Raw genomic sequence first — 25665 nt, forward strand, 5'->3', positions numbered from 1 at the left:
CGCAAAAGCCCTCCGATGAATTCCTGCGCCGTTCCCAGGAGACCATGAGAAAATGGCGCGAGATGATGCGGCAGTCGGAAGACATGCAGGCGCAACCATTGAAGCCACAAGCGATTGCCCGGGCTGCGGGTAGTATTCGATGTAGGGAAAGGTCGAACCGACAATCAGCACCGCGTCACAACTCTCCATCGCCTCTTGCGAAGCCAGGGTTCCAAGAATGCCGATCCCGCCGGTGGTGTAGGGATGGTCGTCCGGCAGCACCGCCTTGCCCAGCAAAGCCTTCGCGACAGGCGCCTGCAGCAGGCGCGCCGTGTGTTCGAGTTCGGCGGCCGCGCCGATGGCGCCGCGCCCGGCCAGGATCGCAACCCGCGAAGCGTCATTGAGAATGGCGGCGGCTTTGTCGAGCTCAACGTCCAGCGGTACGGTGTGACCGGCGAACATATCCTGCGGCGTGTGCGCCGGGCGATTGCGCTTGGAGCGCTTCGACGGATCACGCTCCTGCTCCTGGATGTCGCTGGCAATCGAAAGATGGGCGACGCCCTTGCGCGCCAGCGCCGTTCGGCAGGCAAGGCTGGCGACGTTTTCCATATGCGCGGCGTCGGCAACATGGGCGTTATAAACGGAGACATCGTTGAACACGCGCGTCAGATCGACATCCTGTTGCGTGAACGTTTCGATCAGATCGTGGAACTGCATGCCCGTAATCGCCAGCACTGGAGCCTGGTCGAGCTTGGCGTCATAGAGGCCGGTCAGAAGATGTGTTCCGCCGGGGCCGGACGTCGCAAGGCACACGCCCAGCTTTCCTGTCCACTTGGCATATGCACATGCCATGAAGGCAGCCGACTCTTCATGCCGGACCTGAACGAAGGCAATTTTGTCGCGCCGCGTCCGCAACGCTTCCATGACCCCGTTTATGCCGTCTCCCGGCAAGCCGAACACCACCTCCACGTCCCAGGCGACGAGTGTGTCGATCAGAATTTCTGCTGCATTCGGCATGTCAGGGTAGCTCCGGGTGGATGGTGTCCGAACCGGTGAATCCCGAGTTGGTTCCTTCGTCGCAATAAATCGTGACAGGTTTCTGGGGCGATCTTCCTGGGGCGGTCTATTCGATCTGCTCGAACGTGCATTGCCGTGGCGCCTTGTCGGGGCGCCAGCGCAGCAGTTTGGTGCCATGGCGAAACCGATTGCCGGTGACGTGGTCGAAGCGGACCTCCACCACCAGTTCAGGTTCCAAAGGCTCCCATTGTCCGCTGCGCTCCGTGCTCCAGCGGCTCGGGCCGCCGGGCGCCTTGCCGGTGAATCCGGGCTCTGACCGCAGCGCCTCCAGCCGGCGCGTGAGCGCTCCTCTGTCGGTCCTGGCGATGGTCGACGTGAAGCCGACGTGATCGAGCTTGCCGTCGTCATTGTAGAGGCCGAGGAGCAGTGAGCCGACCTCACGGCTATCCGCGAGATAGCGGAAACCGCCGACAACGCAATCGGCGGTGCGCCTCGGCTTTACCTTCACCATCGCACGTTCGCCGCACAGATAATGCTCGTCGAGCACTTTGGCCACGATGCCGTCGGTCGATGCATGGCCGGCCCCGTTCAGCCATCGAGCCGCCGTCGCTGCATCATAAGTGCACTTCGACAGGCGAAGATCCGGACTGTTCGAGGAGGTCACGAAGTCCTCGATCGCTCGCCGCCTTTCGACAAGTGGTTTGCCCGTGATGACCTCGCCGCCCGGCCTGGCAAGCATGTCGAAGAGGATCAGACTGGCAGGCGTCTGCGAACTCAGTTTGCGGATTCTGCTTTGTGCCGGGTGAAGACGCATCTGCAGCGCCTCGAAGGAAAGCTCACCGTCCACCTCGATGACAATCTCGCCGTCGATGACGAAATGCCCGCGCTCGAGGGCACGCAGGATCTCCGTGATTTCCGGAAAATAGCGGCCGAGCGGCTTGCCGGATTTGGCGCGCAGGTCAACGGTGTCGTCGCTCTTGAAAGCAAGGCAGCGAAATCCGTCCCATTTAGGCTCGTACTGCCAGCGGTTCCCATCCCTTGGGATTGCATCGGCAAGCCTGGCCTCCATCGGAGACGTATCCAGCGGGAGCGGGAAGGCGTTTATCGGTTCATGCACGGATCAGGCCTCCAAAACCGGTTCAGGAACGGCTCCGGCTTTTCAACTTCCAGGACAGCACCGCGTTCCATCTGACGGGTTCATGGCAGGTCCTTCGCGATGGACATTTTCATTTGCCGCCGGAACCCGGTGACGGCTGGCCGCTTTGATGTCATCGGCGGCGCGAAAGGAGATGCCCATCGACCTCTCATTGTGGACAGCTTTTGTCGGAACCGTCATTCTGATGCAGGTGCCGCCAGGCCCCGACAGCATGCTGGTGATGGCCCGCGGCATCGGACACGGGCGCGGCGTGGCGTTGTTCACGGTACTCGGCATGACGCTGGGCGCCGGACTGGTGCAGCTTCCGCTGATTGCATTCGGCCTGTCTTCGCTTGTCCACGCCTCGCCGGTGGCGTTCAATCTGCTTCGATGGGCCGGGGCGGCCTATATCATGTGGCTGGGTTTCCGGCTGCTGCTTTCAGCCTCGGCAACCATTCCCACAGGTGACATCAAGGCCCTGCGGCCGCTCGCCGCCGCCCGGGAAGGAATGATCGCCAATCTGAGCAATCCCTGGCCTTTGATGTTCATGGTTGCGTTCCTGCCGCAATTTGTCGACCCGCATAGGGGCTCCGTCACGTTGCAACTGGTGCTGCTTGGCGCAACACAGAAGATAACCGGTGTGCTGGTGCTGGGAGCCTACGCCTTGGCATCGGGCGCGGTCGGCGCATGGGTCATGCGGCACCCTCGCGCAAGGCTTTGGCAGCAGCGGCTCGCCGGCTGTCTCATCATCGGCCTCGGCGTGCGGATGGTGATCGGCGGCAGTACGAGCCGCTGACTTCAACAAATAGCTTTTGTGCCACGTCGCCTGAAGGACTGGCTTTGACACATGCATTCTCTTCTTCAGGCAAACGGAGCATTCGCTTTGACGTTCGGCTCCGCCGCCGTCGCGGGCCGGGACCGTGTCCAGGAACAAAAAACCTGACCGGAGGTTCGAATCTCGATCTCAATGCAGCTGCAACGCTTCATCGCCATCCGATTGGAATGTTCGTCATGATTTCTTGCGTGGCCCCGGTAAAGACGCGCCTTCAATGAACAAGCCGCCCGAGAATGCTGGCCAAAGGGAAAGCAGGCGAAAAGGGGGCGGCGTCGTTCGGGCGCTTGGGCTTGGCCTGATCACCGGCGCGGCCGATGATGACTGCTCGGCCATCGGTACCTACGCAAGCGCCGGAGCGCGGTTCGGCCCCGACCTGCTGTGGACGGCACCTGTCACGCTGCCGATGATGTATCTCGTCGTCTACCTTTCATCCAAACTTGGCCAAGTTTCGGGTCGCGGGCTTTTCCAGGTCATATCGGACTTCTATCCGCGTTGGCTGCTATGGTCCGTGCTGGTGGGCGTGCTGATTGGCAACACGATCGAGGCAGCCGCCGACCTTGGCGCCATGTCGGCGGCTATTGTGCTGTTCGTTCCGCTGCCTGCTCCGTTGGTCGTCACTGCCGTTGCGGTCGTCATTTTTGCCCTGCAGGTGCTCGGATCGTACAAATTGATCCGAAACGTGTTCCGGTGGCTGGCTCTGGCTCTGCTTGCCTATGTGGTCTCCGCGGTACTTGCCAAACCGGATGCCGCTTCCGTCCTGCGTGGCACGCTGTTGCCACAAATCGAGTTCAGCCGAGAGTACCTGTCCATCCTCGTCGCCATCGTCGGGACCACTCTCTCCGCATACCTTTACACGTGGCAGTCCAATCAGGAGGTGGAGGAGGAGATCGCCAAGGGTCGAACGAGCCTCGAAGAGCGCAAAGGCGCCACCGAGGGTGAACTGCGCCGATCCCGCCGCGATATCCTGATCGGCATGACGTTCTCCAATCTGATCATGTATTTTATCATCCTTTCGACCGGGTCGACGCTCTACAAGGCCGGACACACGCAGATCGAGACAGCGGCACAGGCGGCCGAAGCGCTGCGGCCGCTTGCCGGCGACGCTGCCGGCATTCTCTTTGCGGCCGGTGTAATTGGCGTCGGCTTCCTGGCCGTGCCGATCATGACCGCTGGCGCTGCTTTCGATTTCGCCCAGGCGATGGGATGGAAGAATAGCCTGCATGCCAAACCCCGGCAGGCTCCCAAATTCTACATCGCGATCGGGGTCATAACGCTGGTGGCGGTGGGTCTCAATTTCTTCGGCTTCAACCCGATGAAAGCTCTCGTCTGGTCCGGCATCGTGCAAGGATTTTCAACGCCGCCGCTGCTGCTTCTCATCCTCATCATGACCAACAATCGCAAGATCATGGGCGACAAGGTCAACAGCACAAGCACGAACATCCTGGGCGGCGTGACGACCTTGGCGATTTTTGCGGCGTCGGCGGGATTGGTGGCAAGCTGGTTCCTGTAGCTCGCATGGCATGACAGATGTTCAGGCACGGTGGAACATCGGCGGTCAAATCCCGTTGAGACGCTTGTGGGAGAAAGGAGGTTGTCCATGTCAAAGTTGCAGGCCGCAACTCCGGACCGTTTAAGGCAACTCAGGCTTGAAGCTTCAGCACATTTCGCTCCGTTGATGCTGAACGAAGCCCTGTTGCGCCTTTCCCATGCCTGCGGAGGCGACAGCCTCGACCGCTTCGAGAAAGCCATGGTTGATCAAATCGAGGCTGCCAAGGACGATCGGGCCGATTTCGAAACGATCAAGGAACTCGCGATCGAGCAGCTTTACGCCCTGGTCCGGAACGCCAACGATTCGCCGAAAAAGAAACAGTCGCTGGAGAAGATCGACACGCGCAGAACGCCCGGCCGGTCCGAAGAACCACGCACGCTCGAGGACCAACTGCAGGCGGGGTTGGAGGATTCCTTTCCGGCGAGCGATCCGCCTTCGGTGGTGTCCACGACCATTTCAGGCGGAGCAAAGAAGCTGGTTGGGACCGACGAGGTCCTGGAGAAGCAGCGGCGACAAGCGTCCAGCAAGGAAGATCGCTCGTAGACCGCGGTGCCGGCTGGGTTGGCTGCAAACCAAAGAGTGCGGGTGCGCCAACGGAAACAGCTGACGCCATCGCATCAAAGTTTGACAGCCGCCTCCCGCGCCCAGAGCCGCAGTTTGCGGCATGACTGCACAAACGCAGCTACCGAAGCTGCCGAATCCAGCCGCCTCAGCCCCTCATCGGCATCGGGAGCGACGCCTGCTTTGATCAGGAGCGGCTCGGCCCCGGAGGTGAAGCCGATGAACTTGCAATGCGCAAACGCATCAGACACGAAATCCTTCGCAGCGGCCTCCTTGACCAGTAGCTCGGCGCCCGCCTCGGAGAGGAGCAGCACCACCGCGTCGAACAAAACGGATGGACCGCCGTCGATCATGTGCCTTGCTTCGATGTGGGTGCCGTCGGCGGCTTCGACGCCGCCCACCTTGGGCGCAACCACCTCCATCACCGCGCCTTCCGCTTCGATGGCGGAACGAAGTTCCTCGAACAGCGCGACATCGGCTCCATCGCTGAGCATGACACCGACTTTGCGGCCTTCGAAACTGTCGGGCCCGTTTTGGATGATGCTGAGCGCCGGCGACGGCGGCAAGTCATCGCGCGGTGGAACGGCGGCTTCGGCAGGTTCGGGCATGTCACGGATGCCGAGCTTGTCGGCGACCGTGGTCGCCAGCGTTTCATCGATGTTCAACAAATGCGAAACCATGCGTTCGCGGATCGCCGGTGCCTGGACCTTGCTCAGTTCAAACGTCAGCGCCATCGCGATGTGACGCTGCTCCGGTGGTGTCTGGCTGTTGAAGAATTGCCGGGCCTGGCTGTAGTGATCGGCGAAGCTCTCCGCGCGCAGACGTACTTTCTGCCCTTGTTCGGCATCGGAGAAAGAACGGAAGCCACGCTGCGGATCCTCGCGCGGTCCCAGTCCCCATGAGTTAGGTTCATAGTTGGCGCGACCGGCCGGATTGCGCATGGCCATGTGCCCGTCCTGTTGAAAATGGGCGAACGGGCACTTCGGTGCATTGATCGGCAGATGGGTAAAGTTCGGGCTGCCCAGTCGTTTCAATTGGGTATCGAGATAGGAGAAGTTGCGGCCCTGCAGAAGCGGATCGTTGGAGAAATCGATTCCGGGCGGCACATTCTGCGTCATGAATGCAACCTGCTCGGTCTCGGCGAAGAAATTATCCGGCATCCGGTCGAGCACCAGCCGACCGACCGGAATTGGTTCGAGAACCTCTTCGGGAATGATCTTCGTTGCGTCCAGGATATCGAAGTCAAAACTGTCGGCAAACGCCTGATCGAACAGTTGCACCGTCAACTCCCATTCCGGGAAATTGCCGGCCTGTATGGCCTCCCACAGATCGCGGCGATGGAAGTCGGGATCGGCGCCGTTGATCTTGACCGCCTCGTTCCAGACCACCGATTGCATGCCGAGCTTCGGTTTCCAGATGAACTTGACGAAGGTGGATTCGTCCTTGGCGTTGACGAGGCGGAACGTATGCACACCGAAGCCTTGCATGAAGCGGAAGGAACGCGGGATGGCGCGATCCGACATGATCCACATCACCATGTGCATCGATTCCGGCATCAGGCTGATGAAGTCCCAGAAATTGTCGTGCGCCGTCTGTGCCTGCGGAAAAGCACGGTCGGGCTCCTGTTTGGCGGCGTGGATCAGATCGGGAAACTTGATGGCGTCCTGGATGAAGAAGACCGGAATGTTGTTGCCGACCAAATCCCAATTGCCTTCCTTGGTGTAGAGCTTGACCGCAAAGCCGCGCACGTCGCGGGCGAGATCGAACGAGCCCTTGTTGCCGGCAACCGTCGAGAAACGAACGAATGCCGGCGTCTTTTCACCAGCTCGCTGGAAAATGTCGGCACGTGTGTATTTGGCCAGTGAGTCGTAGGTCTCGAAATAACCATGCGCGCCATAGCCGCGGGCATGGACGACCCGTTCCGGGATGCGTTCGTGGTCGAAGTGGAAAATCTTCTCGCGAAAGTGAAAGTCTTCGATCAGCGATGGTCCGCGTTCACCGATCCGCAATGTGTTTTGGTCGTCGGAGACAGGCGTTCCGAGCGCCGTGGTAAGGACAGGCGTGTCGTCTCCCGCAATCTGGTGCAACTCGCCGCCATTTCCGCGCGCGCTATTCTGATCCAGTCCACTTGCCGATTGGCGAGCGGAGGGGCGAGCGGATTTGGCCATGACAGGTCCTCGATCGATACTGGAAGGTTGAAGTGGCAAGCCATCAAACTGCCGGTGAACGGCTTTGTTCCCGTAAAAAAGCGGACGCTGTTAGATACCACTGTCGAAGGAGGCGTCGCTGCTGCGGCGATGGTATGCGCCGATCGCATGACAGACATCTCCGCCCGCGAAGAATTATGAAGAGTTGTCTCCAGCAAGAGGAACGAACCAAACTTCCATGCATTTAGCTGAGGCTGCGTTCACACACTCTTTCTGCTGGGAGCTGGACCATTGTCATCCGGAGGCTGCCTTTTGGCCGACCAGGAAACCAATGAAGTTTCCATCGTTGACCTGATACCCGCCCTGCGGGCATTCGCGCGCACCTTCTGCCGCGTCCCCGACGATGCTGACGATCTCGTGCAGGAGACACTGACCAAGGGTCTCGCCAACATCGACAAGTTCGAACCCGGTACGCGAATGAAGTCGTGGCTCTTCACCATCATGCGCAACACCTATTATACCCGGGTCAAGATCGCTGCCCGGGAGGCGCCAGGCCTGCTCGACTGCGCCTCTTCGAGACCAATTTCGGAAGCCACCCAGGAATGGACCGTTCAGAGCAGGGAAGTTCACGGCGCCATTCAAAGACTGCCTGAACACCAACGCGAGGTGCTGATGCTGATCGGCGTTTTGGGAGTGAGCTACGAGGAAACCGCCGACATATGCGGTTGCGCGGTCGGGACGGTCAAAAGCCGCCTGAACCGTGCGCGCGCCAACATCCTTGAACTCCTAGGGGAGAGTTCGCTGGAGACATTGATGGAGAGGAGAAACCAGCTGTCGGACGGTCAGCTCGACGTCGAGGTCGACAGCCGCAGATAGTCAGTTGTTCGCGTCGCGCCGACGCTTCTCGACGAGCGCGTTCTGCAATTCGATCGCCAGCTTGGTGAGGCGGTCCGGAATCTTTTCCTGCTCTATGGCTGCCAGCAGGGAGGCAATCTCCCGATCCACCGCCATCTCGACATGCGGATCCGCGGTATCGTCGCTCGAACGAGACATCACATTCTCTTGATAGCGGTCCCTTGATCGTAGTGTGGTGATAAGCGCCCGGCATTACAAGCCTGTGTCCACCGCCGAGAAGCTGACCGGCGGACCCTTGCACAGGTTTATTTCCTTGCTCCTTCGTCGCCCCGCGGACCACAGGCCCGCGCGGTGGCGTTCAGTCCTTCGGCAATCGATTAGCGGCGTAATCCATCGGACTTGATCCGATTGCCGTCCAGCCCGCGCTCCTCCTTCGAATCGAGGACACTCGTTGGTGCCCTTTGCTCGACGTCCGAACTGGCATCGTGCTGTAATGTTCCGTCTCACCGAGCGAGCAAAAAAGCGTTGCCATCCCATGATCGAAACGGCTTCTCACCGTCGATGAGGACCCGCAATTGATGAGCTTGCGCCAGACGGCCGATATCGTCGCGGTCTGAGAAAAGCGATCCGCGATAGGAATAGTTCAGCAAGGCGAGCCAGCCCGGCCGTTTCAGAACGCGCGCAATTTCTTCGAAATGCCGCTCTGCCATGCCGGCCAGAACCAGATAGGGAAAGCTGTCGACCGCCAGCACGCAATCGAAACTGGCATCGTCGAAATCGGCCAGATCGAGACCGGAGGTTTGTCGTAACTCGACATTGCCGAGTGCGGCGCATTGCTCTGAGGCGATGGAGATCATTCGCGACGATATATCGATACCGACCATCCGCTTGAAGGATTTGCACAGCGCACGCTCGAAACGGCCGATGCCGCAACCGATGTCGAGAATGCTCCGTTCCCTTCCGGTGAATTCTCGGGCTTCCAGCCATGCGACGATTTCGTTGGTCGTGGCTGTGAGCCTTTCCTCATCGCCGAGGGATGCCAGTTGGACACTCGCGGCTCCCGAAATCGCTGCCGCGGCATCGAAGCTGGAGGCCAGCCGCATGACGACAGCGGCATTCGTCTCGTCCTCATTGCGCTCATGGCGAACGGCGCCGCCCGTCGCTCGCAACATGGCAAAGACGTCCGGTTTGCAGCGCAGCAGCCCGGCGACCTTCCGCAATCTTGCCGCGTCGCCGGTATCCGCCGGACGGACTTTCAGCACGACCTCCGCCAATTCCGCTGCCCCAATTGTGGGCGGCAGGTGGAGCGCCAGTCTGACGAGAACACCTTCGGCGCAAATACCGTCGGCCATGCAGTCTTCAACCGCCAGCCTGACCGATGTCCGGCGCTGGGCGCCTTTCGGTGCGGTTACACTCATGGGTCAACTCCGCGTCCAGACCCTGCGCATCGTCCACCTGTCGGCGGCGCCCCAGCCATATTTGTAGGCCTCCTGGCCGCGCAGGAAATCGAACTCGCGCGCATCTTCGCGGATCGACTCCACGATTGCGTGGCCAATCAGGATCGCACCCGGGCTCTCCTCGGCATAAGCAGGGTCGAACCCACCCAGATAAGCGTAGGCACGGCCGCGGTGGTGAAATCCGTAATAGGCACCGATGGTCCTGTCATCGATCGCGAGCAGCCAGCATCGCACCAGACCATGAGCATCGAGCAAGGGAAGCGAGAGCCGATGGAATTGCTCGACGGCGGGGTTGGCCAACATACCCCCTCCGTGTTCGGCCCATCGCACATTGTGCAGGCGGATCAATTGATCGAGGAAGGTTTGCGGACTGCCGCATGCCGATGACAGCGCAATCCCGCCGCATCTTGATGCGGCCTGGCGCGCCCGACGCAACTGGCGTCTGCGTCTTGCGGGGACGCAGCCTGCCAGCGTTTCGTCGCCGGCGATGGCGAGCACGGGGCAGGCGGCATGGGCGGTCGGCCGATCCATCTCGGGATGCTTCATCGCAAGGGCGACGCTGTCCTGCGGCAAGTCCGACAAGATCCATTGCGCCCACCCGATCGAGAAGATCGACTCGCTGATAATGCCGACAACCTCGGCTTCGATCCCAGGGACAGCCAGGATGTCCAGATAGTCGCTGAGCGAAATGCCGACCGGAAGCAGCTTCGAACCGGCCGTCCCGTGCTCGAGATAGAGCGGCGCCAGCCCGACCAGATCCCCGCCGTGCCAGACCGCGACTGTCGCCAGTTCACCGGGTGCGAATGCGTGCCACCATGGCACCAGCCAGGCGGGAGATTGAAACGGCGTCGCCGAGGGACTCTGCTGCCACAGTTTCCACCAGTGCGGCGTCAAGGCGTCGAACTGCGCGGGGTCACCGATGATTTCGCAGCGCAGCACCGCTTTGCTCATGGCGTCGCAGCCAAGCGCCGGCGACCAGTGCCAAGCTGTGCCAGCGCCTGATAGGCGTCCATGTAAGACGAGATCATCCGTTCCAGCGAAAACCGCCGTCGCGCTTCGGCCCTGCATGTCTCGGCATCCAAGCTGGGCGCCGCAAGAATGGCTTGGGCCATCTCGTCGACCGTGTCGACGAGAAAGCCCGTTCTGCCGTGCTCTATGACGTCGGGAAGCGCACCATTTGGAAAGGCGACTACCGGGGTACCGCAGGCGAGGGCCTCCATGGCCACAAGCGAGCTGGTCTCGGCTGCGAGGCTCGGAATGACCAGACAGCGCGCTGCGTTGAGAAAGCGTCGCTTGGCGGTGAAGCCGAGCGGGCCAAGGAAGCGGCGGCGGCCATCGAGGCGAGATTGGACCTCGTCGCGAAAGTACCGCGTATGTGTTTCGTAGGGATAGACCTTACCGCCGACGACCAGCGGAACGCCTGCCAGTTTGGCTGCATCGAGCGCCAGGTGAATGCCCTTCTCCGGGCAAACCCGGCTCAGAACCAGGGCAAAGTCGCGCTTCGGCTGCGGCAGGTTCAGTGCTTGGATGTCGACGCCGTTCGGAATCGGTGCCGTCAGCCTGGCGCCTGATGGCGCGGTTTTCTGCTGGCTGGGTGAGACCGCATGAAGCCAGAGGTCGCCACGCGTCGGGCGCAATGCCGCGGCCGGATACCAATCCAACGGCAGGTGGAGGGTCACCAAGGTCGGACCATCGTCGGGCAGATAAGCGTCGAAATCGATGCCGTGCAGATGAACCACATCGATGGGCCATCGGGCGCGGGCAGCGGCGATCGCTTTGCGATGGGCCTCTTGCGCGCGGCGCTTCGCCGCCTCGTCGAGCATGCCGTTTTCGGCCGGTATTTCCACAAGCGTGCCGCTCGTGCTGGAGCCACGGCAAGCAATGACGATAGATCGATGGCCGGCGTGAACCAATGCCCGATCGAGCATCGACAGAACCTGTTCGGCACCGCCGACAGCGTCGGGTCCGACGGGCGCGAGAGGGTAGGCGACATTGAGGACGGTGAGTGTCGCGGCCGGTTGCGTCCCGGTGCCCTGCGCCGCATCCCCACCTGTCAGTGGTGTTGCGAAGTCCGGCATCTGATGCATGGGCAGCATGACGATTTCACGCGGCCGAGGCCCGCCGCGTGGGGAGCGAGGCGGATGTCATGCCAGGCGCATAGCGGCGGATCATGGTTGAGCAGAATTCCGCGAACTCCTCCGGCACCAGTGGCGGGCTGGTGTGGTGGGGCATCATTCCGCGATGCTGAGGTGTGAAGCAGAAGGTGACCGTCACGTCGAAATCGGCGAGTGCTTCCATCTGCCGGTCGAACCAGTCCAGCGCATTCGGCCGAAAACTGTCCGCCCAGGAAAGCCCGGTACGCATATAGGTGACACCCAGCCGCTTCATCCAGGCGACAGCGTCGTCCAGCCGCGGATCTTCGAAATGAAACCACTGCACCAGTCCCATTGCGGGTGTATAGCGCAGGAATTCCTCCAGCGCGGGCTTTGGCGTGCCGTCCTGGCGCAGCAGCCCCATATGGAAATGACGGTAATAAGAGGAGCCTTCGGCTTCGCGGTGACGCGTCGTTGCTTCCCATTCACGCGGAAGATCGTAGAGGCTGTACCACTGGACGCGTGGTGCATTGCCGAGCAGCAATTCAGCTGTTCGCTTGAGCCCCCAGACCTGGATTTCCTCGGCGCCGAAGGTCGATACGCCGACTTCGCTGACCCAGATGGGAAGGTCGGTGACGGTCGCGATCTCGCCGATCTTCTGCGGCCATTCCTGGATTTGCCACAGGTTCCAGTCGAGCGGAAAGCCGTGCACGGCGACGGCGTCGACATGATCCAGCACGCCGAATTCCTTCATGCGGGTGATGAATCCCGGGTCTATCGGCGAGATGCCACCGAGCACTTTGGTCAAAGCCGGGTTTTCAGATGCGATTGCGTCCGCCGCCAGGATTGCCATCCTGGCGAAGCGGCTCCAGTCGGGGTCGAGCTCGGGATCCCAATGCGATTTGTTGTTGGGCTCGTTCCAGATCATCGCGGCTTCAATCATGGCGCTGTCCTTTCGAGGGGTAGACGGGACCGCCACTGGCCGGGTCGCCTGCGGCCCGGCAGAAATAGACCTCCTGCTCAGGGTGCAGAACGATCTCGAAACCGGCGCTGCGCAGCATCGCTTCGGTGCACGCTCGATTGGGTATCCACCAGTTGGTCGGGTCGTCGGCATAGCGGTGCTCGATGAAATGGAGCTTGGGAAATTCCGGCCGGTCGAACAGGTCATGCGTCCAGAAATGATAGTTCTCTTCCATCTCGGGAAGATCGGTGCTGCCGCGCTGCATGGACTGAAAGATCATCAGATCACCGGCGACATGCTCACGGATAAGGTCGAGCGCAAGCAACGGGTGGCGCAAGTGATAAAGCACCCCCATGAACAGCACGATATCGAATGTTTCGCGCAGGGCGCCGACGTCGTAGACCGACAGTTTCTGGAATTCGATCTCGCAATTGGCGATCTCGGCGGCAAAGCGGGCCTGCGCCAGATAAGCCTCATCGAAATCAATGCCGAGGACACGGGCAGCACCTCGCCGTTTCATCTCGATGGAATAGAAGCCGGCATTGCAGCCGATATCCAACACCGTCTTGCCTGTCAGATCCGCGGGAATGGCCTCGGCGAATTTGCGCCATTTGATCAGCGGGTAATTGCCGAGAAAATGGTTGGGAGCGGTTTCGACACCGGCCAGTTCCATGTTGTGGAACCATGGGCCGAGAGCATCGATACGGCGGCGGATTTCGGCATGGGAATGCAGCATGGTCAGGCTCCTTCGCCGGGAACGACAGGCACATGCGGGTGTGCTCCACCCACAAGCATGGCGGTTTGGCGTTGTTCGGATGCGACGCCCTCTTCGAGCAGCCGAAGAGCCGTGCGATAGCCGTTGAAGGTGCCGACATCGACGTAGGAGACTCCGGCCCTGACACCGTAGGCTTCACCGCCGGCAGCCAGATAGGCATTGATCAGGGTGCCGATATATTCGTCACGCCGGTCCCGTTCACGCCAGAGTGCAGCGAGCTGGTGCAAGATCCGGCCCGGCATCTTGAACGCCCCCCAGATCCAGTTCGTGGCAGCGTCTTGCCGCTTGACCTGAATTTCCTTTACCCGATCTCCCTCGTCGAGAACCACGGCATCGAAAAATTCCGGGCGGTCCACCGGGAAGAGCAGAAACGATAGGGAACTATCCGGCAGGCAGGAGAAGCCGTCCTCGGGGAACCAGATCGTATCGGGCAAACCAATCAAAACCGTCTCCTCGGGCGCGACGAGAGGCGCTGCCCGAAAAATCGCATCGCAAAGTCCAACAGGGTTGGGCTGCACCACGAACAGAGCGGCAGCGTCACCATAGCCGGCGGCGTAATATTCGAGAATGTCGGATTTGCCCGATCCGATGATGAAACAGATCTTGTCGACGCCGGCGCGCACCATCCGCCGCACCAGGTACTCGCTCACCGCGCAGGGACGCTCCGTCTGTCCATCGATCCGACTGCCTACCGGCAGCAGCTCTTTCGAGAAGCCGAGCGGTTGAATGCGGCTGCCGCGCCCGGCAGCGGGCACGATGCCCAACATCAGACTGCTTCCATCATCGGTTCGCGGGGAGATCTTTGAAAGGCGTCGTTTAGAATGTGGTCCAGCTCCGCCGCGCGCCGGGCAGAAGTGTGTTCGTCCAGAACCCGTTCGCGCGCACGGGTTTTGATGGCATCGAGTTCATCTGCCGGCAAGGCGAGCGCCGCGACCACGTCATCGGTGTCGTGGGCCAGCAGGATCTCGCTGCCGGGTTCGAAGAAGCTGCTCAGGCCAGGCCAGGTGTCGGTTATGATCGGCACCCCGCATGCCGCCGCTTCGAACAACCGGCCCGAAGGACACCAGCCTTTTTGCACCATCGCCTCGCGGGTGACATTCAGCGTCAGTCGGGAGGATGAGAAAAACGCCGGATGATCGGCCGGTGGCAGATGCCTGACGAAGAAGATGTTGTCGCCCCACGGGAATTCCTGCGGATACTGTGCGCCGCCGATGATGAAGCGTTGATCCGGTAGACGCGCGGCGGTGCGGACCAGAAGCTTTTCGACGCCGGCCTGGCGATCCGCCGCGTAGGTCCCGAGATAGGACAGATCACCGGCGAATTCGGCCCGCTTCTCTGCCGGCCGGTGTTGGTCGGGATCGACGTGCCCATAGAGCGGCACCACATGGCGCGCACCCAGAACCGTCTTCAGCGCGTCGACCGCCGAGCCGCCGGTGTAACTCAGGACGAGGTCGAAATCGGCAAGACCCTCAGGGCCGAAATAGGGTGGACGCTCACCTTGTTCGATGCGGGCAAGCGTGACCGGAGTGTCCAGATCGTAGAACACACGCAGTCCGCGGCCTGCCTGCTGCGCCAGCCGCGAGGCGTCCACGGCGTCGGGACAATAAGAGGTGACGATAATGACATCCGATTGCTTGACCGTTTGCTCCGCGACCCGGCGGATGTCCTCCCAGTCCGGGTAGAGCACGACGTTGCCGCCGTCCAGGCGATCAAGATCGCGCGCTCCGGCATAGTAGGGCGTGTCGCGTTCGAAGAAGGTAACGGACCAGCCGCGCCGGGCGAGGGCTCGGATCAGTCCCCTCCATAAGGTGGCATGGCCGTTGCCCCATGAAGACGTGACGGTAAGACCGAAAATGACCATCTGCATCCGGCAAATCCTCGTCAGGCAACTTCGTTCAATCGGATCAGCTTCGCCCCCCAGTCCCCCGACACGATCGTCGTGATCGAAGCGGGATCGATGTCGAAGCGAAAGCAGTCGCCGGCCGGCAAGCCAAGGACCTTGCAGACGGCGGCCTTGATCACATCGGCGTGGCTGACCAGGGCGACACACTGATTCGGATGCTGCTCGTGGACAGCATTCATCACCGCGACGACGCGCTGCTGGACATCGTGCATGGTCTCGCCACTCGGTGTCCTTGCCACTTGCCGCTGATCATTCCAGGCTCGCCAGCTGGCGTCGCCATTCAGCTCATCGAAAGTCTTTCCCGACCAGTCGCCGAAGTCGATCTCGTCAAGTTCGGCGCAGATCGCGATTTCTCCGACACCGCAGGCGAGCGCAACTGGCAGCGCCGTCTCTCGGGTACGCTCGCGCGGGCTGCACAAGATCGCGACGATGGGCTCCCGGGCCATGCGGCAGCCAAGCTGCGTTGCCTGCGCCTTACCGGCATCGCCGAGGCAAACGCCGTCCATACGGCCTGCCAGATAGGAGCCGACATTTTCGTGTGCCGCATGGCGGATCAGAAAGAAGGTCGTCGTCATTCTGCGGCATCGAGCAAAGGCTCGTCCTTGCCTGCGATAAAAGCGAGCGTGCGCTGCCGCGCTTCGGCGTCGGTGAACTGTTCGGGAGGCGACTTCATGAAATAACTGCAGGGACCGGTCAGCGCGCCGGCTATGCCGCGATCGAGCGCCAGCTTGGCGCAGCGTACCGCATCGATCACCACGCCGGCCGAGTTGGGCGAATCCCAGACCTCCAGCTTGAGCTCGGCATTGAGCGGCACGCCGCCGAAGGTCGTGCCTTCGACCCTTATATAGGCCCACTTGCGATCGGTGAGCCAAGGCACATGGTCGCTCGGGCCGACATGGATGTTGCCCGGCTCCAGGGGAACATCGAACTGGCTGGCCACGGACTGTGTCTTGGAGATTTTCTTCGATTCCAGCCGCTCGCGTTCCAGCATGTTGAGAAAATCGGTGTTGCCGCCGAAATTCAGTTGATAGGTGCGGTCGATGCGTACGCCGCGTTCACGGAAGAGATTGGCTAGCAACCGATGCACGATGGTCGCGCCGACCTGGCTCTTGATGTCGTCGCCGACCAGCGGCAGCCCGCGCTGCTCAAAGCGCCGTCGCCATTCCGGACGTGAGGCGATAAAGACCGGTATGCAATTGACGAAGGCGCAGCCGGCCTCGAGTGCGCATTCGGCATAGAAGCAGGTCGCCTCCTCGGAACCCACCGGCAGGTAGGAAACCAGCACGTCAGCGCTGCTGTCACGCAGGATCTCGGTGACATTGGCAACCGGCTCGGGAGCTTCCTCAATCTCGTCGCGCAAATATTTGCCGATCCCGTCCAGCGTCGGTCCGCGCTCGACGCGAACGCCGGTTGTCATGGCGTCGGCAAAGCGGAACGTGTTGTTGGGGGCGGCGTAGATCGCTTCCGCGACGTCGAGGCCAACCTTGCTCTTGGCGACATCGAATGCGCAGACAATCTCGATGTCGTCGACATGGTAACCGCCGAGGTCGGCATGCATCAGCCCAGGGATTGGTTCGTTGCTTTTAGCGTGACGATAGAACGAGAGGCCCTGCACCAGGGAGGATGCGCAATTGCCGACCCCAACGATACCAACACGAACCTTTTTCGATCCCACGAAACCGCCACCCTATGTTGTTCAAAGGTAAGTTCCTGGCGCCGAACCATCAGCTTGCCGGAATGTTCCTCCGCCCATCGAAAAATTGCGCGAGACAGCATGGATCGAAGCCGCATCCGATGCGTTCCCGCACGGCAAGCATTGGAAACCGATCGATGATCGTCTACGGCGACCACAAGCGGACGCAGGACGCACAACAGCTTCGCGAAGCAGCAGGCGAAATGGCCGTAAGACTTGATCGGATGTCTCATGGCATCCGACGCCATGCTGCATTGGTCGGACTGTTCATCAGCGTGTCGGAGCTGGTTCAGGCGCTTGCCGACCTCGATTTCGGAACCTGCGGCATCGACATTTTTTCGCCACGGCAACAGCAAGGCGCCAGGCTGCTGGTCGGACTTGCGGCAGAGGTAGCGAAGTCGTGGCGAAGCGGTTTCAACGTTGGCGGTGGCATCGATCCGGGACTTCTCAAGCTGCTGGCCGGGCTCGACTGTCAGGCCGAGGTTCTGACCGGCTCCGCCGAGGGTTATGCGCATTATGCGCTTTATCCCGAAAGCTATTTGGACGCGGCGCAGAAGTCGGGGCTCGATGCGAACACATGCGTTATCGGTGTCCGCAGCATTGGCCTTGGGCTCGCAGCTATGGTGGCGGCCTCGATTGGCGCGCCGGCGCCATTCAGCGTTCGTCCGATCGGCCATCCCTTCCACAGGCACATCAACGCCGATCCGCGGTCGATCACCGCTTGGAAGAACAATCCATCGGCGCGTTTCGCCGTTGTCGACGAGGGTCCCGGCCTGTCCGGCAGTTCGATGCATGCCGTTGTTGTTTGGCTGCGTGAACTGGATGTCGATACGGACCGCATTCACCTGTTTCCCAGCCATTCAGGCGGCCCGGGCAGCGAAGCGTCGCCGGAGGCTCGGGAAACGTGGTCGCGCTGTCCGAAACATGTGGCGACGGCGTTTGAATGCACCTTCTCCGAAAGCTCGAAAATTCCCACGCTGCGCGATTGGGTGGCCGAGGCGGTCGGCAGGCCGGAATTAAACCTGACCGAACTATCTGGTGGCGAGTGGCGGGCCGCCCACTATGCCGACGAAGGACGCTGGCCGCCGAGCCCACGCGGTACCGAGCGGCGTAAATTCCTGGCGTCCGCAGGGCGTGACCGCTGGCTCGTCAAATTCGCCGGCCTCGGCGAAACCGGACTCCGCAAGAAACGAGCCGCGGCGATGTTGCATGAAGCCGGGTTCGGATCGCAAGTTGTCGCGCTTTGCCATGGCTTTCTGGTTGAACGGTGGATTGATGGCAGCACGATGGATCAGGCGCCGCTGCCCAGGGAAAAACTGATCGCGGAGCTCACAAACTACCTGACCTGGCGTGCGCTCAATCTTCGAACTTGCGAACCGGGTGCATCATTGCTTGCTCTCGCGGAGATGGCTGTTTCCAATGCGTCGGAAGCCTTGGATGAGAAACGCGCAGCGACGTTGCGCGGTTGGCTCTCGAAACGGACCTCCGCGCATGTGCTGCAGCGCGTTGAAATCGACGGAAAGCTTCAACCGTGGGAGTTTCTCGTTCGTGCAGATGGCACGGTGCTCAAGACAGATGCTGTTGACCACTGCCGGGCACATGATTTGATCGGCTGCCAACCGATTGAGTGGGACATTGCCGGCGCCCGCGTCGAGTATGGACTGTCCGACAGCGATGTGAGGACCTTGGTCGAGGGAATGGAACTTGCCATCGACCGTGACCACATCGGCTTTTTCGAACCATGCTATTTGGCATTCCAACTCGGGCTCTGGAGCACGGCTGCGCAATCCGAAAACGGCGGGGAAAAAACAAGGCTGGCCGAGATGGCAGACCGATATAGGATGCCGCTGATACGGTTCCTGGACGAATGCCGGATATGATCGTTTCCGATCAGTCCAGCCTTCGCAGCATGTCTGCTTCCTGCTCGAGAATAGTGGCCACTTCCTCGCGCTGCAGATGCGTCATCATCAGGCTGACGCAGCACTCGAGATAGGTAATCGAGGCGCGCCGCAGATAGGCAGCGGTCTCGCGTTCGGCCATCTGGTCGATATCCCTCGAGGGGCGCTTGGGTTGCATGAGGGTAATCCTCCGTATCGGGTCCTCCTGCCAAACCACAAGCCTGGGCGGATGTTCCGCACGATTTCGGGAAAGGTTCGGCGCCATCTCGCATCACGCCGGAAGGTTCTGCAGCCCTCCGGGTGCGGGCCTCGCTCTTTTGGCAAAGCCCGTCATCTGATCGCCGATGCGGCTGCCTTCGAGAGCTGCGAAATAATCGATCGTCAGCTTGAGCCCTTCGTTGAGGGGCACCTTCGGCGTCCAGCCGAGCAGCGCTTTTGCACGCGAAATATCGGGCTGCCTGCGCCGAGGATCGTCTTGCGGCAGCGGTAGAAATCTCAGATCCGATTTGGTACCCGTCATCGCCTTCACCAACGCAGCCAGTCGCACGATGGTGAATTCTCCGGGATTGCCCAGATTGACCGGCTTGCCTGGATTGGGATCGATATCCATCAGGCGCCTCAATCCATCGATCTGATCGGAGACATAGCAGAAGGATCGCGTCTGCAAGCCGTCGCCGAAGATCGTCAGGGGACGTTTCTCGAGCGCCTGCATGATCAGGTTCGAGACGATGCGGCCGTCCGCCGGATCCATTCTCGGACCGTAGGTGTTGAAGATGCGCGCGACGCGCACGTCGGCTTTGCCGGCTCTCAGATAGTCGAAGCAAAGCGTTTCGGCGGTGCGTTTGCCCTCGTCGTAGCAGGCGCGCGGACCGGTGCAGTTCACGTGGCCGACATAATCCTCCCTCTGGGGATGCTGTTCCGGATCGCCATACACTTCGCTCGTCGAGGCCTGTAGCAGCCGCGCGTCATATCGGACAGCGAGTTCAAGCAGGTTGAGCGTTCCAATCACGCAGGTTCGCGTGGTGTGGATAGGGTCGGCCTGGTAACGCGGCGGCGAGGCAGCGCATGCCAGGTTGAAGATACGCTCCACGGGCTCGCCGAGATCCAATGGCCGGCAGATATCCTGCTCGATCAACCGGAAACCCGGATGGTCCATGATCGAGATGATGTTCTCCATGCGCCCAGTCAGAAAATTGTCGGCGCAGATCACGCGCCAGCCGTTGCGGAGCAATGCTTCGCAAAGATGCGAACCGAGGAATCCCGCACCGCCGGCAACAAGCACTGCCTTTGCCCTTCGCGCGTTTCGTGTTTGTCGCATCGCCGTTTTCTCCTGTCTGCTGGTCATGCTGCGCTTCCGATGTCGAAATCGAGGGCCGCCGCCCTTGGCTGTGTCAACGCCGCCACGAATTCGCGGGCCCTGGCCGCACCGGTGTGGGATGCGAGGACGCGTTCGCGGGCCCGGCGGGCCATGGCGAGGCGTGTGCGCTCGGACTCGCCGAAGAGGATCTCGACGACATCGTCCGTTTCCCCGGCGGTGTGGATCGCGGAAGCGGGAAAGAAGCTGTCGAGCCCTGGCCAGCGATCGCTGATGATGGGCGTGCCGCAAGCCGCCGCTTCGAACAGGCGCACACTGGGCGACCATCCCGCGGCGATCATGGAACTGCGTGTGACGTTCAGCGTGTAGCGCTGACGGCTGTAGAACGCGGCATGATCGGCGGGCGGCAGATGTTCGATACGTTCGACATTGTCCGGCCAGATGATGTCGGATGGGTATTGCGAGCCGGCCACGACGAAACGCCGGTCCGGCATATGCCGTGCGGGCTCGAGCAGCAGCGCGTTCAGCGTTGCCTGCCGGTCGGCACTGTAGGTGCCGAGATAGCCGAGATCCCAGCGGATCGGATCGCCGGTCCGGTGGTGCCGTTCCGGGTCGACCGAGCAGTAGAGCGGCTCGGCGCGGCGCGCGCCGAAGTCCTCCACCAGACGGCCAAGCATCGGCCCGCCGGTGAACGAGAAGTAGACGTCGAAGTAAGGAATCTGCCGCCAGCTCAGATAATCGCAATCGTCGGCTGAAAGCTGCGCCACGGTCACCGGCGTGTCGATGTCGTAAAAGCAGAAGCGCCCTTTGCAAAGTGAAGCGACGATGTCGATGACCACGCGCCCTTCCGGCACAAACGAGCCGATGACGACGATGTCGGCCTGCTCCAGGCACCGGGCGTAGTCGCGTTGTAACTCCGCGGTGGTTTCGTAGTAGCGCAAGGCGCAGAAATCCGGATCGCGCAGATCGCGGTGGTTTGCGTACCACGGCACCTCGCGCTCCAGAAAGGTCACGCGGTGGCCGAGTTCGTGCAGACCTTTCAGCAGGCCTCGAAACGTCGTGGCGTGGCCGTTTCCCCAGGACGAGGACAGCGACAGGCCAAGAAAGACGATGTCCAATTGCTTGGTCATTCCGCTGCCTCCACGGTCCCCTGCTCGAAGTGACGTTTGAAGACTGCATCGGCCACGTCCGCCCGCAACGCGTAGGTGTGATCGGCCAGCACGCGGCAAAGTGCGGCCTGGCCGATTGCCTTTGCCCGACTGGAGGTCAGCGAGCACATGATCTCGGCGACATCGCCGCCGTCGCGCGCCACCAGGATCTCCTCGCCTGGTTTCAGGAACAGTTCCACGCCCAGCCACGCATCGGTGATGAGGCAGGCGCCGGCGCCGGCCGCCTCGAAGACACGCGTGGCCGGTGAAAAACCGTTTACGGCCATGCTGTCGCGGCTGATGTTCAGAACCGCCTTGGGTGTGACGTTGAAGGCATTGTGATCGCGGGTGCCGACGTGACCGAGCCAGCCGACATTGGCGGGAAGCGGCTTGTCCCCCCAGCCCGATCCACCGAGCAGAAAACGCTGTTTCGGCAGCTGGCATGCGGGATCGAGGAAAAACGCTTCGACCCGTGCCTCACGATCCGGCAGCCTGTTGCCAAGGAACGCCAGATCGCAAGCGAAACGCGCATTGCTGGTGACCGGATAATGCGTTTGGGGATCGAGCGCATTGTAGATCGGCACGCATTCGTTCGCCCCCATGGCACGGTAGGCCCATACCACGGGGTCGCCGCCTCCATAGGTCAGCACAAGGTCGATTTCTTGCAGGGCGCTATGGAGCGGATGGTCCGGTTCGTCGCGCAACTGGGCAAGGGTTGCCGGAGCGTCCACGTCCCAGAATACCACCAGCGCGTCGCTGCGGGCGTGGTCGAGAACGGCGCGCAGCAGCGCCTCATCCTCGAAACCGACGCCACTCGCCTTGACGACGATGTCGGCGCTGGCGGCACGTGCCGCGACCTGCATCAGCGCGTGCTGGGTCGCTTCATAAACGACGACAGTGCACCAGTCAGGCGCCTCGATGTCGCGATTCTTCTGCCGGTCGTAGACGTCGGGTTCATAGAAGGTGATTTCGTAGCCCAATTGGGAAAGCGCCTTCAGCAACCCGCGATAGTAAGTTGCGGCACCGTTCCAGTAGGACGACAAAAGACTCGATCCGTAGAATGCCATCTTCATGCGGCGGCTTCCTTTGCGGTGGTGTTGTTGATGGTATGTTCGGTCGTGCATGCCGTGAGCACGCGGAACAGCTCGTCAACGCGGTGCTGGCAGGTATGCCGGGAGCGAATGGTCTCGAGGCCCGAAGTCACCAGGGAAGCCGCGAAATCCGCATCGGCCAATACCGCCCGCAAGTGTTGCCGCATCTGAGAGCCGTTCTCCGCAAACAGGAAGTCGACGCCGGGCCTGAACAACTGCTCGACATCGGACCAGGGTGCTGAAATCAGCGGAATGCCGCAGGCGAGCGCCTCGAACATCCGGATCGTCGGAATTCCAGGCAATCCCTCACGATAGGGGCGCCGTGGGATGTGAACGGTGACACGATGCGCGGCGAACGCCTTCGGCACATCGGCATTGGCGATCCATCCATCATAGCGCAGTCCGGCGGCGGCCAGGTCCGCAAGTGCGGGCTTGGGATAGCGTACGCCATGAACTGTGGCCTCGAGACCGAGATCGTGTACTGGCTCGATCAGAAATTCCTTGAGTTCGGCAGTCCGCTCATCGTCGCCCCAGTTTCCAATCCAGACCAGATCGGACATGGGATGGATCTCTGGGTGCGGCTTGAACAGGCGATCGTCCGCGGCTTCATGCCAGGTGAAGACGCGCTTGCCCCAGCCGGCGCGCAGATAGCTCTCGCGCAAGGTCTCGCCAAAGGCGAGGACGCCGTCATAGTGCTCCAACCGTAGCGCCGAGATTGCCTCGGTCGCCGATACGGCCCGGTGATGGGTGTCATGAAACAGAAGGATGAAGTTGCCGCCAGCGGCCCGGGCACGGCCGATGCGTGCGACAAGCTCCGGATCCGTCCACTCATGAACGATCACAACGTCGGCCTCGGCGATCCAGGCCTCGTGATCGAACCCGGCATTGTAGGTCACCGGCATCAACTCTGGGAAATCCTTGCGGAAGCGTTCGATGGCGAAGGATCCCTTCTCGGCCAACAGGTTCGAACGGCTCCAGCCGTCGGACGGCTCCAGCGCGACTGCCTGGTGCTGGCGCGCGATCAGATCCCGCATGATACCGCGCAGGAAATGGGCATTGCCGTGGTTCCAGTCGGATACGACCGAGTGGGTGTAGAACAAAAAGCGCATGGTCAACGCCCCGCCATAGCCAGGGCCGCCTTGTCGTAGACGCCTCGCATGGCTGCCGCTTGCCTGGCCAGTGTAAACCGGCGGCTCCGTCGCATCGCTGCCTGGCCGAGCTCTCGCCTGAGTTCGGCATCGCTGGAAAGACGATTGAGGCCGGCAGCGAGGTCGTGCGGATTGCGCGCGTCAAAGAACATCGCGGCCCCGTCCCATAGTTCGCGATAGGTTGCGATGTCGGAAAGCACCAGGGGCGTCGCCGACATGGCAGCTTCCAGCGCGGCCAGACCGAATGGCTCATAGATCGACGGCGACACGAAAATGCCGGCGCGCGCCATCAAGGAGCGCACCTCGTGAGACGGCAGTGCTCCCAGAGGAACAGCATAGCTGAAGCTGGTACGCCCGCCGTTCGGACCGTGCATCGAACCGGCGGCAAAGACGGGCCATTGCGTCAGCGACGCGGCCTGGTCGATCACCGCCGCATTCTTCCCCTCGTCCCACCAGCGGGCAGCGGCGAAGACGAGCGGTTGGCGCTTTTCGGCCTTCGGTACCGGACTGGCACTATTTCCGACCACACTCAGACGCGCGATCGGGCCGTAGCAGGTCTCAAGCATGTCGGCGTGGCTGCGGCTCGGCACGATGACTGCGTCGGCCCGATTGAAGCCACGCCTGTTGCGCTCCTTCTGCCAGGCCCATGCGCCATCCACTGCCTGTTTCCTGACGGCGTGGAACCATGTCGTCACGCAGGAATGGGAGACCGCCACGGCTGGGCACGGCGCATCGAATCCCGCCGCCTGCGTCGGCGCGTTGAAATGGACTAGGTCGATGGCGTGGTCGCGCATGGGCGCAAGCAATTCTCGCGGTAGCGCATCCAGGTCGCCGCCGTTGTGGGTCATCCAATCCGGCGGCGTGTTCAACCAGATCAGCGTGGTGAAAGCCTCTGCCTCCGCAGCCTGCTGCCTCGTCGGCTGGGGACCGAGCCCGGCAAGCACCACACTGTCGCCGCCGTTCACGAGTTCCCTTGCCAGATCAAGCGCATAGCGCCATACGCCGCCCACGGCATCGACGGTCATCAGGATGCGCCACGAGCGCGGCGTCAGTGTCCGCAACATGTCGCCTCCAGTTCCGCCAGCGGCCGGGGCCGCTTCTCCTGGATGTCACTGAATTTCTGGAAGGATGCGAGATAGTGGTCATGGGCGCGCTCCCAGGCAAGGTCGTCGGGTTCGCCCCAAAGCTCGCGATAGCTGGGCGAACTCGGATACGGATAAAGCGGAACAGGTTCATTGGCCCATACGCCGTGGTCGATCAGGTGGGTTCGCCAGTGCTCGACCAGGGCGGGATCATCCTCGACCACGCCGATCAGATTGGCTTGAACGAATGGAACGTGACGTCTAGCATCGACGAGCAGCGCGGCAAGTTCCTCGGTGCCCAGCCGGCAGCGCTTGGCCAGCATCGCCCGGCCTTCAACCGTCAGGCTTTCGAGCCCTGCTTCAATGGAGACGCAGCCTGCGGCGCCCAGCAATTCCAGCAGCTCGGGCTTCCACAGATCGATGCGGGTCTGCACGCCGAATTTCACATTGCGATCGACCAAGGCTTCCAGCAACGCTTTTTGCGGCAGGAAGATTTCGTCGATGAAGTAGATGTAGCCGACACCTTGGGCAATCAGCCGATCGATCTCCGCGACCACCGCTTCGTGGTTTCGACGGCGATAGGCATCACGGAAATCGATCTTGGCGCAGAAGCTGCAATTGTAGGGACAGCCGCGCGATGCCTCGACTTCCGCGCCGAACCCGACCTGATTGTCATCGAACCTGTGATGGTGGTGCGAATGGGCTGCGATCCAGTCCGCAGGCCATTCGAGGGGTGGATGATCGACAAACGAGCTGGCGTGGACGCCGCCGTTCGAAACCACCCTGGCATCCCGCAGATAAGCGGTTGAGGGCACTGCGCTCCAATCGTCGCGCCGGGCAAGTTGCTCGACGACTTCTTCGCATTCGCCGCGCACGACGATGTCGACGCCGAGCTTGCGCAAGGTTGGCGCCGGCGTGGCCGAGCCGTGCGGCCCGACGGCGACCGTGCGTCCACCGCGCCCGGCGAGAAGGTTGAGGAAATCGGCCGGCACGCGCAATTCCGGCGGTGCGCAGCGCCAGAAC

At 61.6% G+C, this 25665-nt stretch carries 25 protein-coding genes; 5 read left to right on the forward strand and 20 right to left on the reverse strand.

Annotated features, from left to right (window positions below):
* Both EN949_RS15870 and EN949_RS15875 read right to left on the reverse strand, forming a co-directional pair.
* On the reverse strand, positions 1–996 hold a 996-nt coding region (locus EN949_RS15870), incomplete at its 3' end, for a thiamine pyrophosphate-binding protein (RefSeq protein WP_245472419.1).
* Positions 997–1102: 106 nt separating this feature from the next.
* Complete coding sequence (locus EN949_RS15875) at positions 1103–2065, reverse strand: ATP-dependent DNA ligase (RefSeq protein WP_245458930.1); 963 nt, start codon at positions 2063–2065, stop codon at positions 1103–1105.
* Positions 2066–2336: 271 nt separating this feature from the next.
* Here EN949_RS15875 and EN949_RS15880 point away from each other — a divergent pair, with 271 nt between their 5' ends.
* The 3 genes from EN949_RS15880 to EN949_RS15890 all read left to right on the forward strand — a co-directional run bounded on the left by EN949_RS15880 (position 2337) and on the right by EN949_RS15890 (position 5058).
* Positions 2337–2927, forward strand: coding sequence for a LysE family translocator (locus tag EN949_RS15880; protein ID WP_127368134.1), 591 nt, complete (start codon positions 2337–2339; stop codon positions 2925–2927).
* A 253-nt stretch (positions 2928–3180) separates the two neighbouring features.
* Positions 3181–4476, forward strand: coding sequence for an Nramp family divalent metal transporter (locus EN949_RS15885; RefSeq protein ID WP_064993461.1), 1296 nt, complete (start codon positions 3181–3183; stop codon positions 4474–4476).
* A gap of 87 nt (positions 4477–4563) precedes the next feature.
* On the forward strand, positions 4564–5058 hold the full coding sequence (locus tag EN949_RS15890) for a hypothetical protein (protein ID WP_013533214.1): 495 nt from the start codon (positions 4564–4566) through the stop codon (positions 5056–5058).
* 74 nt (positions 5059–5132) lie between these two features.
* On the opposite strand, the gene EN949_RS15895 is transcribed toward EN949_RS15890, so the two are convergent.
* Positions 5133–7244: a catalase gene (locus tag EN949_RS15895; protein WP_127366728.1), complete on the reverse strand. Its 2112-nt coding sequence runs from the start codon at positions 7242–7244 to the stop codon at positions 5133–5135.
* A gap of 291 nt (positions 7245–7535) precedes the next feature.
* Here EN949_RS15895 and EN949_RS15900 point away from each other — a divergent pair, with 291 nt between their 5' ends.
* Positions 7536–8099, forward strand: coding sequence for a sigma-70 family RNA polymerase sigma factor (locus EN949_RS15900; RefSeq protein ID WP_013533212.1), 564 nt, complete (start codon positions 7536–7538; stop codon positions 8097–8099).
* On the opposite strand, the gene EN949_RS15905 is transcribed toward EN949_RS15900, so the two are convergent.
* The 10 genes from EN949_RS15905 to EN949_RS15950 form a co-directional block, all read right to left on the reverse strand.
* Complete coding sequence (locus EN949_RS15905; protein ID WP_013533211.1) at positions 8100–8276, reverse strand: hypothetical protein; 177 nt, start codon at positions 8274–8276, stop codon at positions 8100–8102.
* A gap of 305 nt (positions 8277–8581) precedes the next feature.
* Complete coding sequence (locus EN949_RS15910) at positions 8582–9496, reverse strand: class I SAM-dependent methyltransferase (protein WP_064993463.1); 915 nt, start codon at positions 9494–9496, stop codon at positions 8582–8584.
* Positions 9497–9499: 3 nt separating this feature from the next.
* Positions 9500–10486 carry a GNAT family N-acetyltransferase gene (locus EN949_RS15915; protein ID WP_127370781.1) on the reverse strand — a complete coding sequence of 329 codons (987 nt, stop codon included), beginning with the start codon at positions 10484–10486 and terminating at the stop codon, positions 9500–9502.
* Positions 10483–11631 (reverse strand): glycosyltransferase, encoded by a 1149-nt coding sequence (locus tag EN949_RS15920; protein ID WP_082826655.1) that lies wholly within the window; start codon positions 11629–11631, stop codon positions 10483–10485. Before EN949_RS15920 ends, EN949_RS15915 begins: the two co-directional genes overlap by 4 nt.
* Positions 11632–11638: 7 nt before the next feature.
* Positions 11639–12571, reverse strand: a complete 933-nt coding sequence (locus EN949_RS15925; protein ID WP_013533207.1) for a beta-xylosidase — start codon at positions 12569–12571, stop codon at positions 11639–11641.
* Positions 12564–13325 carry a TIGR04290 family methyltransferase gene (locus EN949_RS15930; protein WP_013533206.1) on the reverse strand — a complete coding sequence of 254 codons (762 nt, stop codon included), beginning with the start codon at positions 13323–13325 and terminating at the stop codon, positions 12564–12566. Before EN949_RS15930 ends, EN949_RS15925 begins: the two co-directional genes overlap by 8 nt.
* A 2-nt stretch (positions 13326–13327) precedes the next feature.
* Positions 13328–14131, reverse strand: coding sequence for a sugar phosphate nucleotidyltransferase (locus tag EN949_RS15935; RefSeq protein ID WP_013533205.1), 804 nt, complete (start codon positions 14129–14131; stop codon positions 13328–13330).
* Positions 14131–15231 carry a glycosyltransferase gene (locus EN949_RS15940; RefSeq protein ID WP_013533204.1) on the reverse strand — a complete coding sequence of 367 codons (1101 nt, stop codon included), beginning with the start codon at positions 15229–15231 and terminating at the stop codon, positions 14131–14133. The genes EN949_RS15935 and EN949_RS15940 overlap by 1 nt, the downstream gene beginning before the upstream one ends.
* A gap of 14 nt (positions 15232–15245) precedes the next feature.
* A complete protein-coding gene (locus EN949_RS15945) occupies positions 15246–15842 on the reverse strand; it encodes a histidine phosphatase family protein (protein WP_013533203.1) in 597 nt (198 codons plus the stop codon).
* Positions 15839–16942 (reverse strand): myo-inositol-1-phosphate synthase, encoded by a 1104-nt coding sequence (locus tag EN949_RS15950; protein ID WP_013533202.1) that lies wholly within the window; start codon positions 16940–16942, stop codon positions 15839–15841. The genes EN949_RS15945 and EN949_RS15950 overlap by 4 nt, the downstream gene beginning before the upstream one ends.
* Positions 16943–17097: 155 nt before the next feature.
* Between EN949_RS15950 and EN949_RS15955 the strand changes: the two genes are divergently transcribed.
* Positions 17098–18840: a hypothetical protein gene (locus EN949_RS15955; protein ID WP_127370886.1), complete on the forward strand. Its 1743-nt coding sequence runs from the start codon at positions 17098–17100 to the stop codon at positions 18838–18840.
* Positions 18841–18850: 10 nt separating this feature from the next.
* Here EN949_RS15955 and EN949_RS15960 read toward each other — a convergent pair whose 3' ends face one another.
* The 7 genes from EN949_RS15960 to EN949_RS15990 all read right to left on the reverse strand — a co-directional run.
* Positions 18851–19036 (reverse strand): hypothetical protein, encoded by a 186-nt coding sequence (locus tag EN949_RS15960; protein WP_013533200.1) that lies wholly within the window; start codon positions 19034–19036, stop codon positions 18851–18853.
* Positions 19037–19129: 93 nt separating this feature from the next.
* Positions 19130–20176, reverse strand: a complete 1047-nt coding sequence (locus tag EN949_RS15965; RefSeq protein ID WP_024502361.1) for a UDP-glucuronic acid decarboxylase family protein — start codon at positions 20174–20176, stop codon at positions 19130–19132.
* Positions 20177–20199: 23 nt separating this feature from the next.
* Entirely contained in the window at positions 20200–21303 is a 1104-nt protein-coding gene (locus EN949_RS15970; RefSeq protein ID WP_127370885.1) for a glycosyltransferase, read from the reverse strand.
* Positions 21300–22394: a glycosyltransferase gene (locus tag EN949_RS15975; RefSeq protein WP_013533197.1), complete on the reverse strand. Its 1095-nt coding sequence runs from the start codon at positions 22392–22394 to the stop codon at positions 21300–21302. The genes EN949_RS15970 and EN949_RS15975 overlap by 4 nt, the downstream gene beginning before the upstream one ends.
* Complete coding sequence (locus EN949_RS15980) at positions 22391–23521, reverse strand: glycosyltransferase (protein ID WP_024502363.1); 1131 nt, start codon at positions 23519–23521, stop codon at positions 22391–22393. Before EN949_RS15980 ends, EN949_RS15975 begins: the two co-directional genes overlap by 4 nt.
* Positions 23522–23523: 2 nt before the next feature.
* Positions 23524–24624 (reverse strand): glycosyltransferase family 4 protein, encoded by a 1101-nt coding sequence (locus EN949_RS15985; protein WP_024502364.1) that lies wholly within the window; start codon positions 24622–24624, stop codon positions 23524–23526.
* Positions 24609–25665: TIGR04295 family B12-binding domain-containing radical SAM protein (locus EN949_RS15990; RefSeq protein ID WP_127371722.1), on the reverse strand; the 1057-nt coding region annotated here is incomplete at its 5' end. The genes EN949_RS15990 and EN949_RS15985, both read right to left, overlap by 16 nt.

It is taken from the genome of Mesorhizobium sp. M7A.F.Ca.US.007.01.2.1 (genome assembly GCF_003998165.1).
GTDB lineage: Bacteria > Pseudomonadota > Alphaproteobacteria > Rhizobiales > Rhizobiaceae > Mesorhizobium > Mesorhizobium ciceri.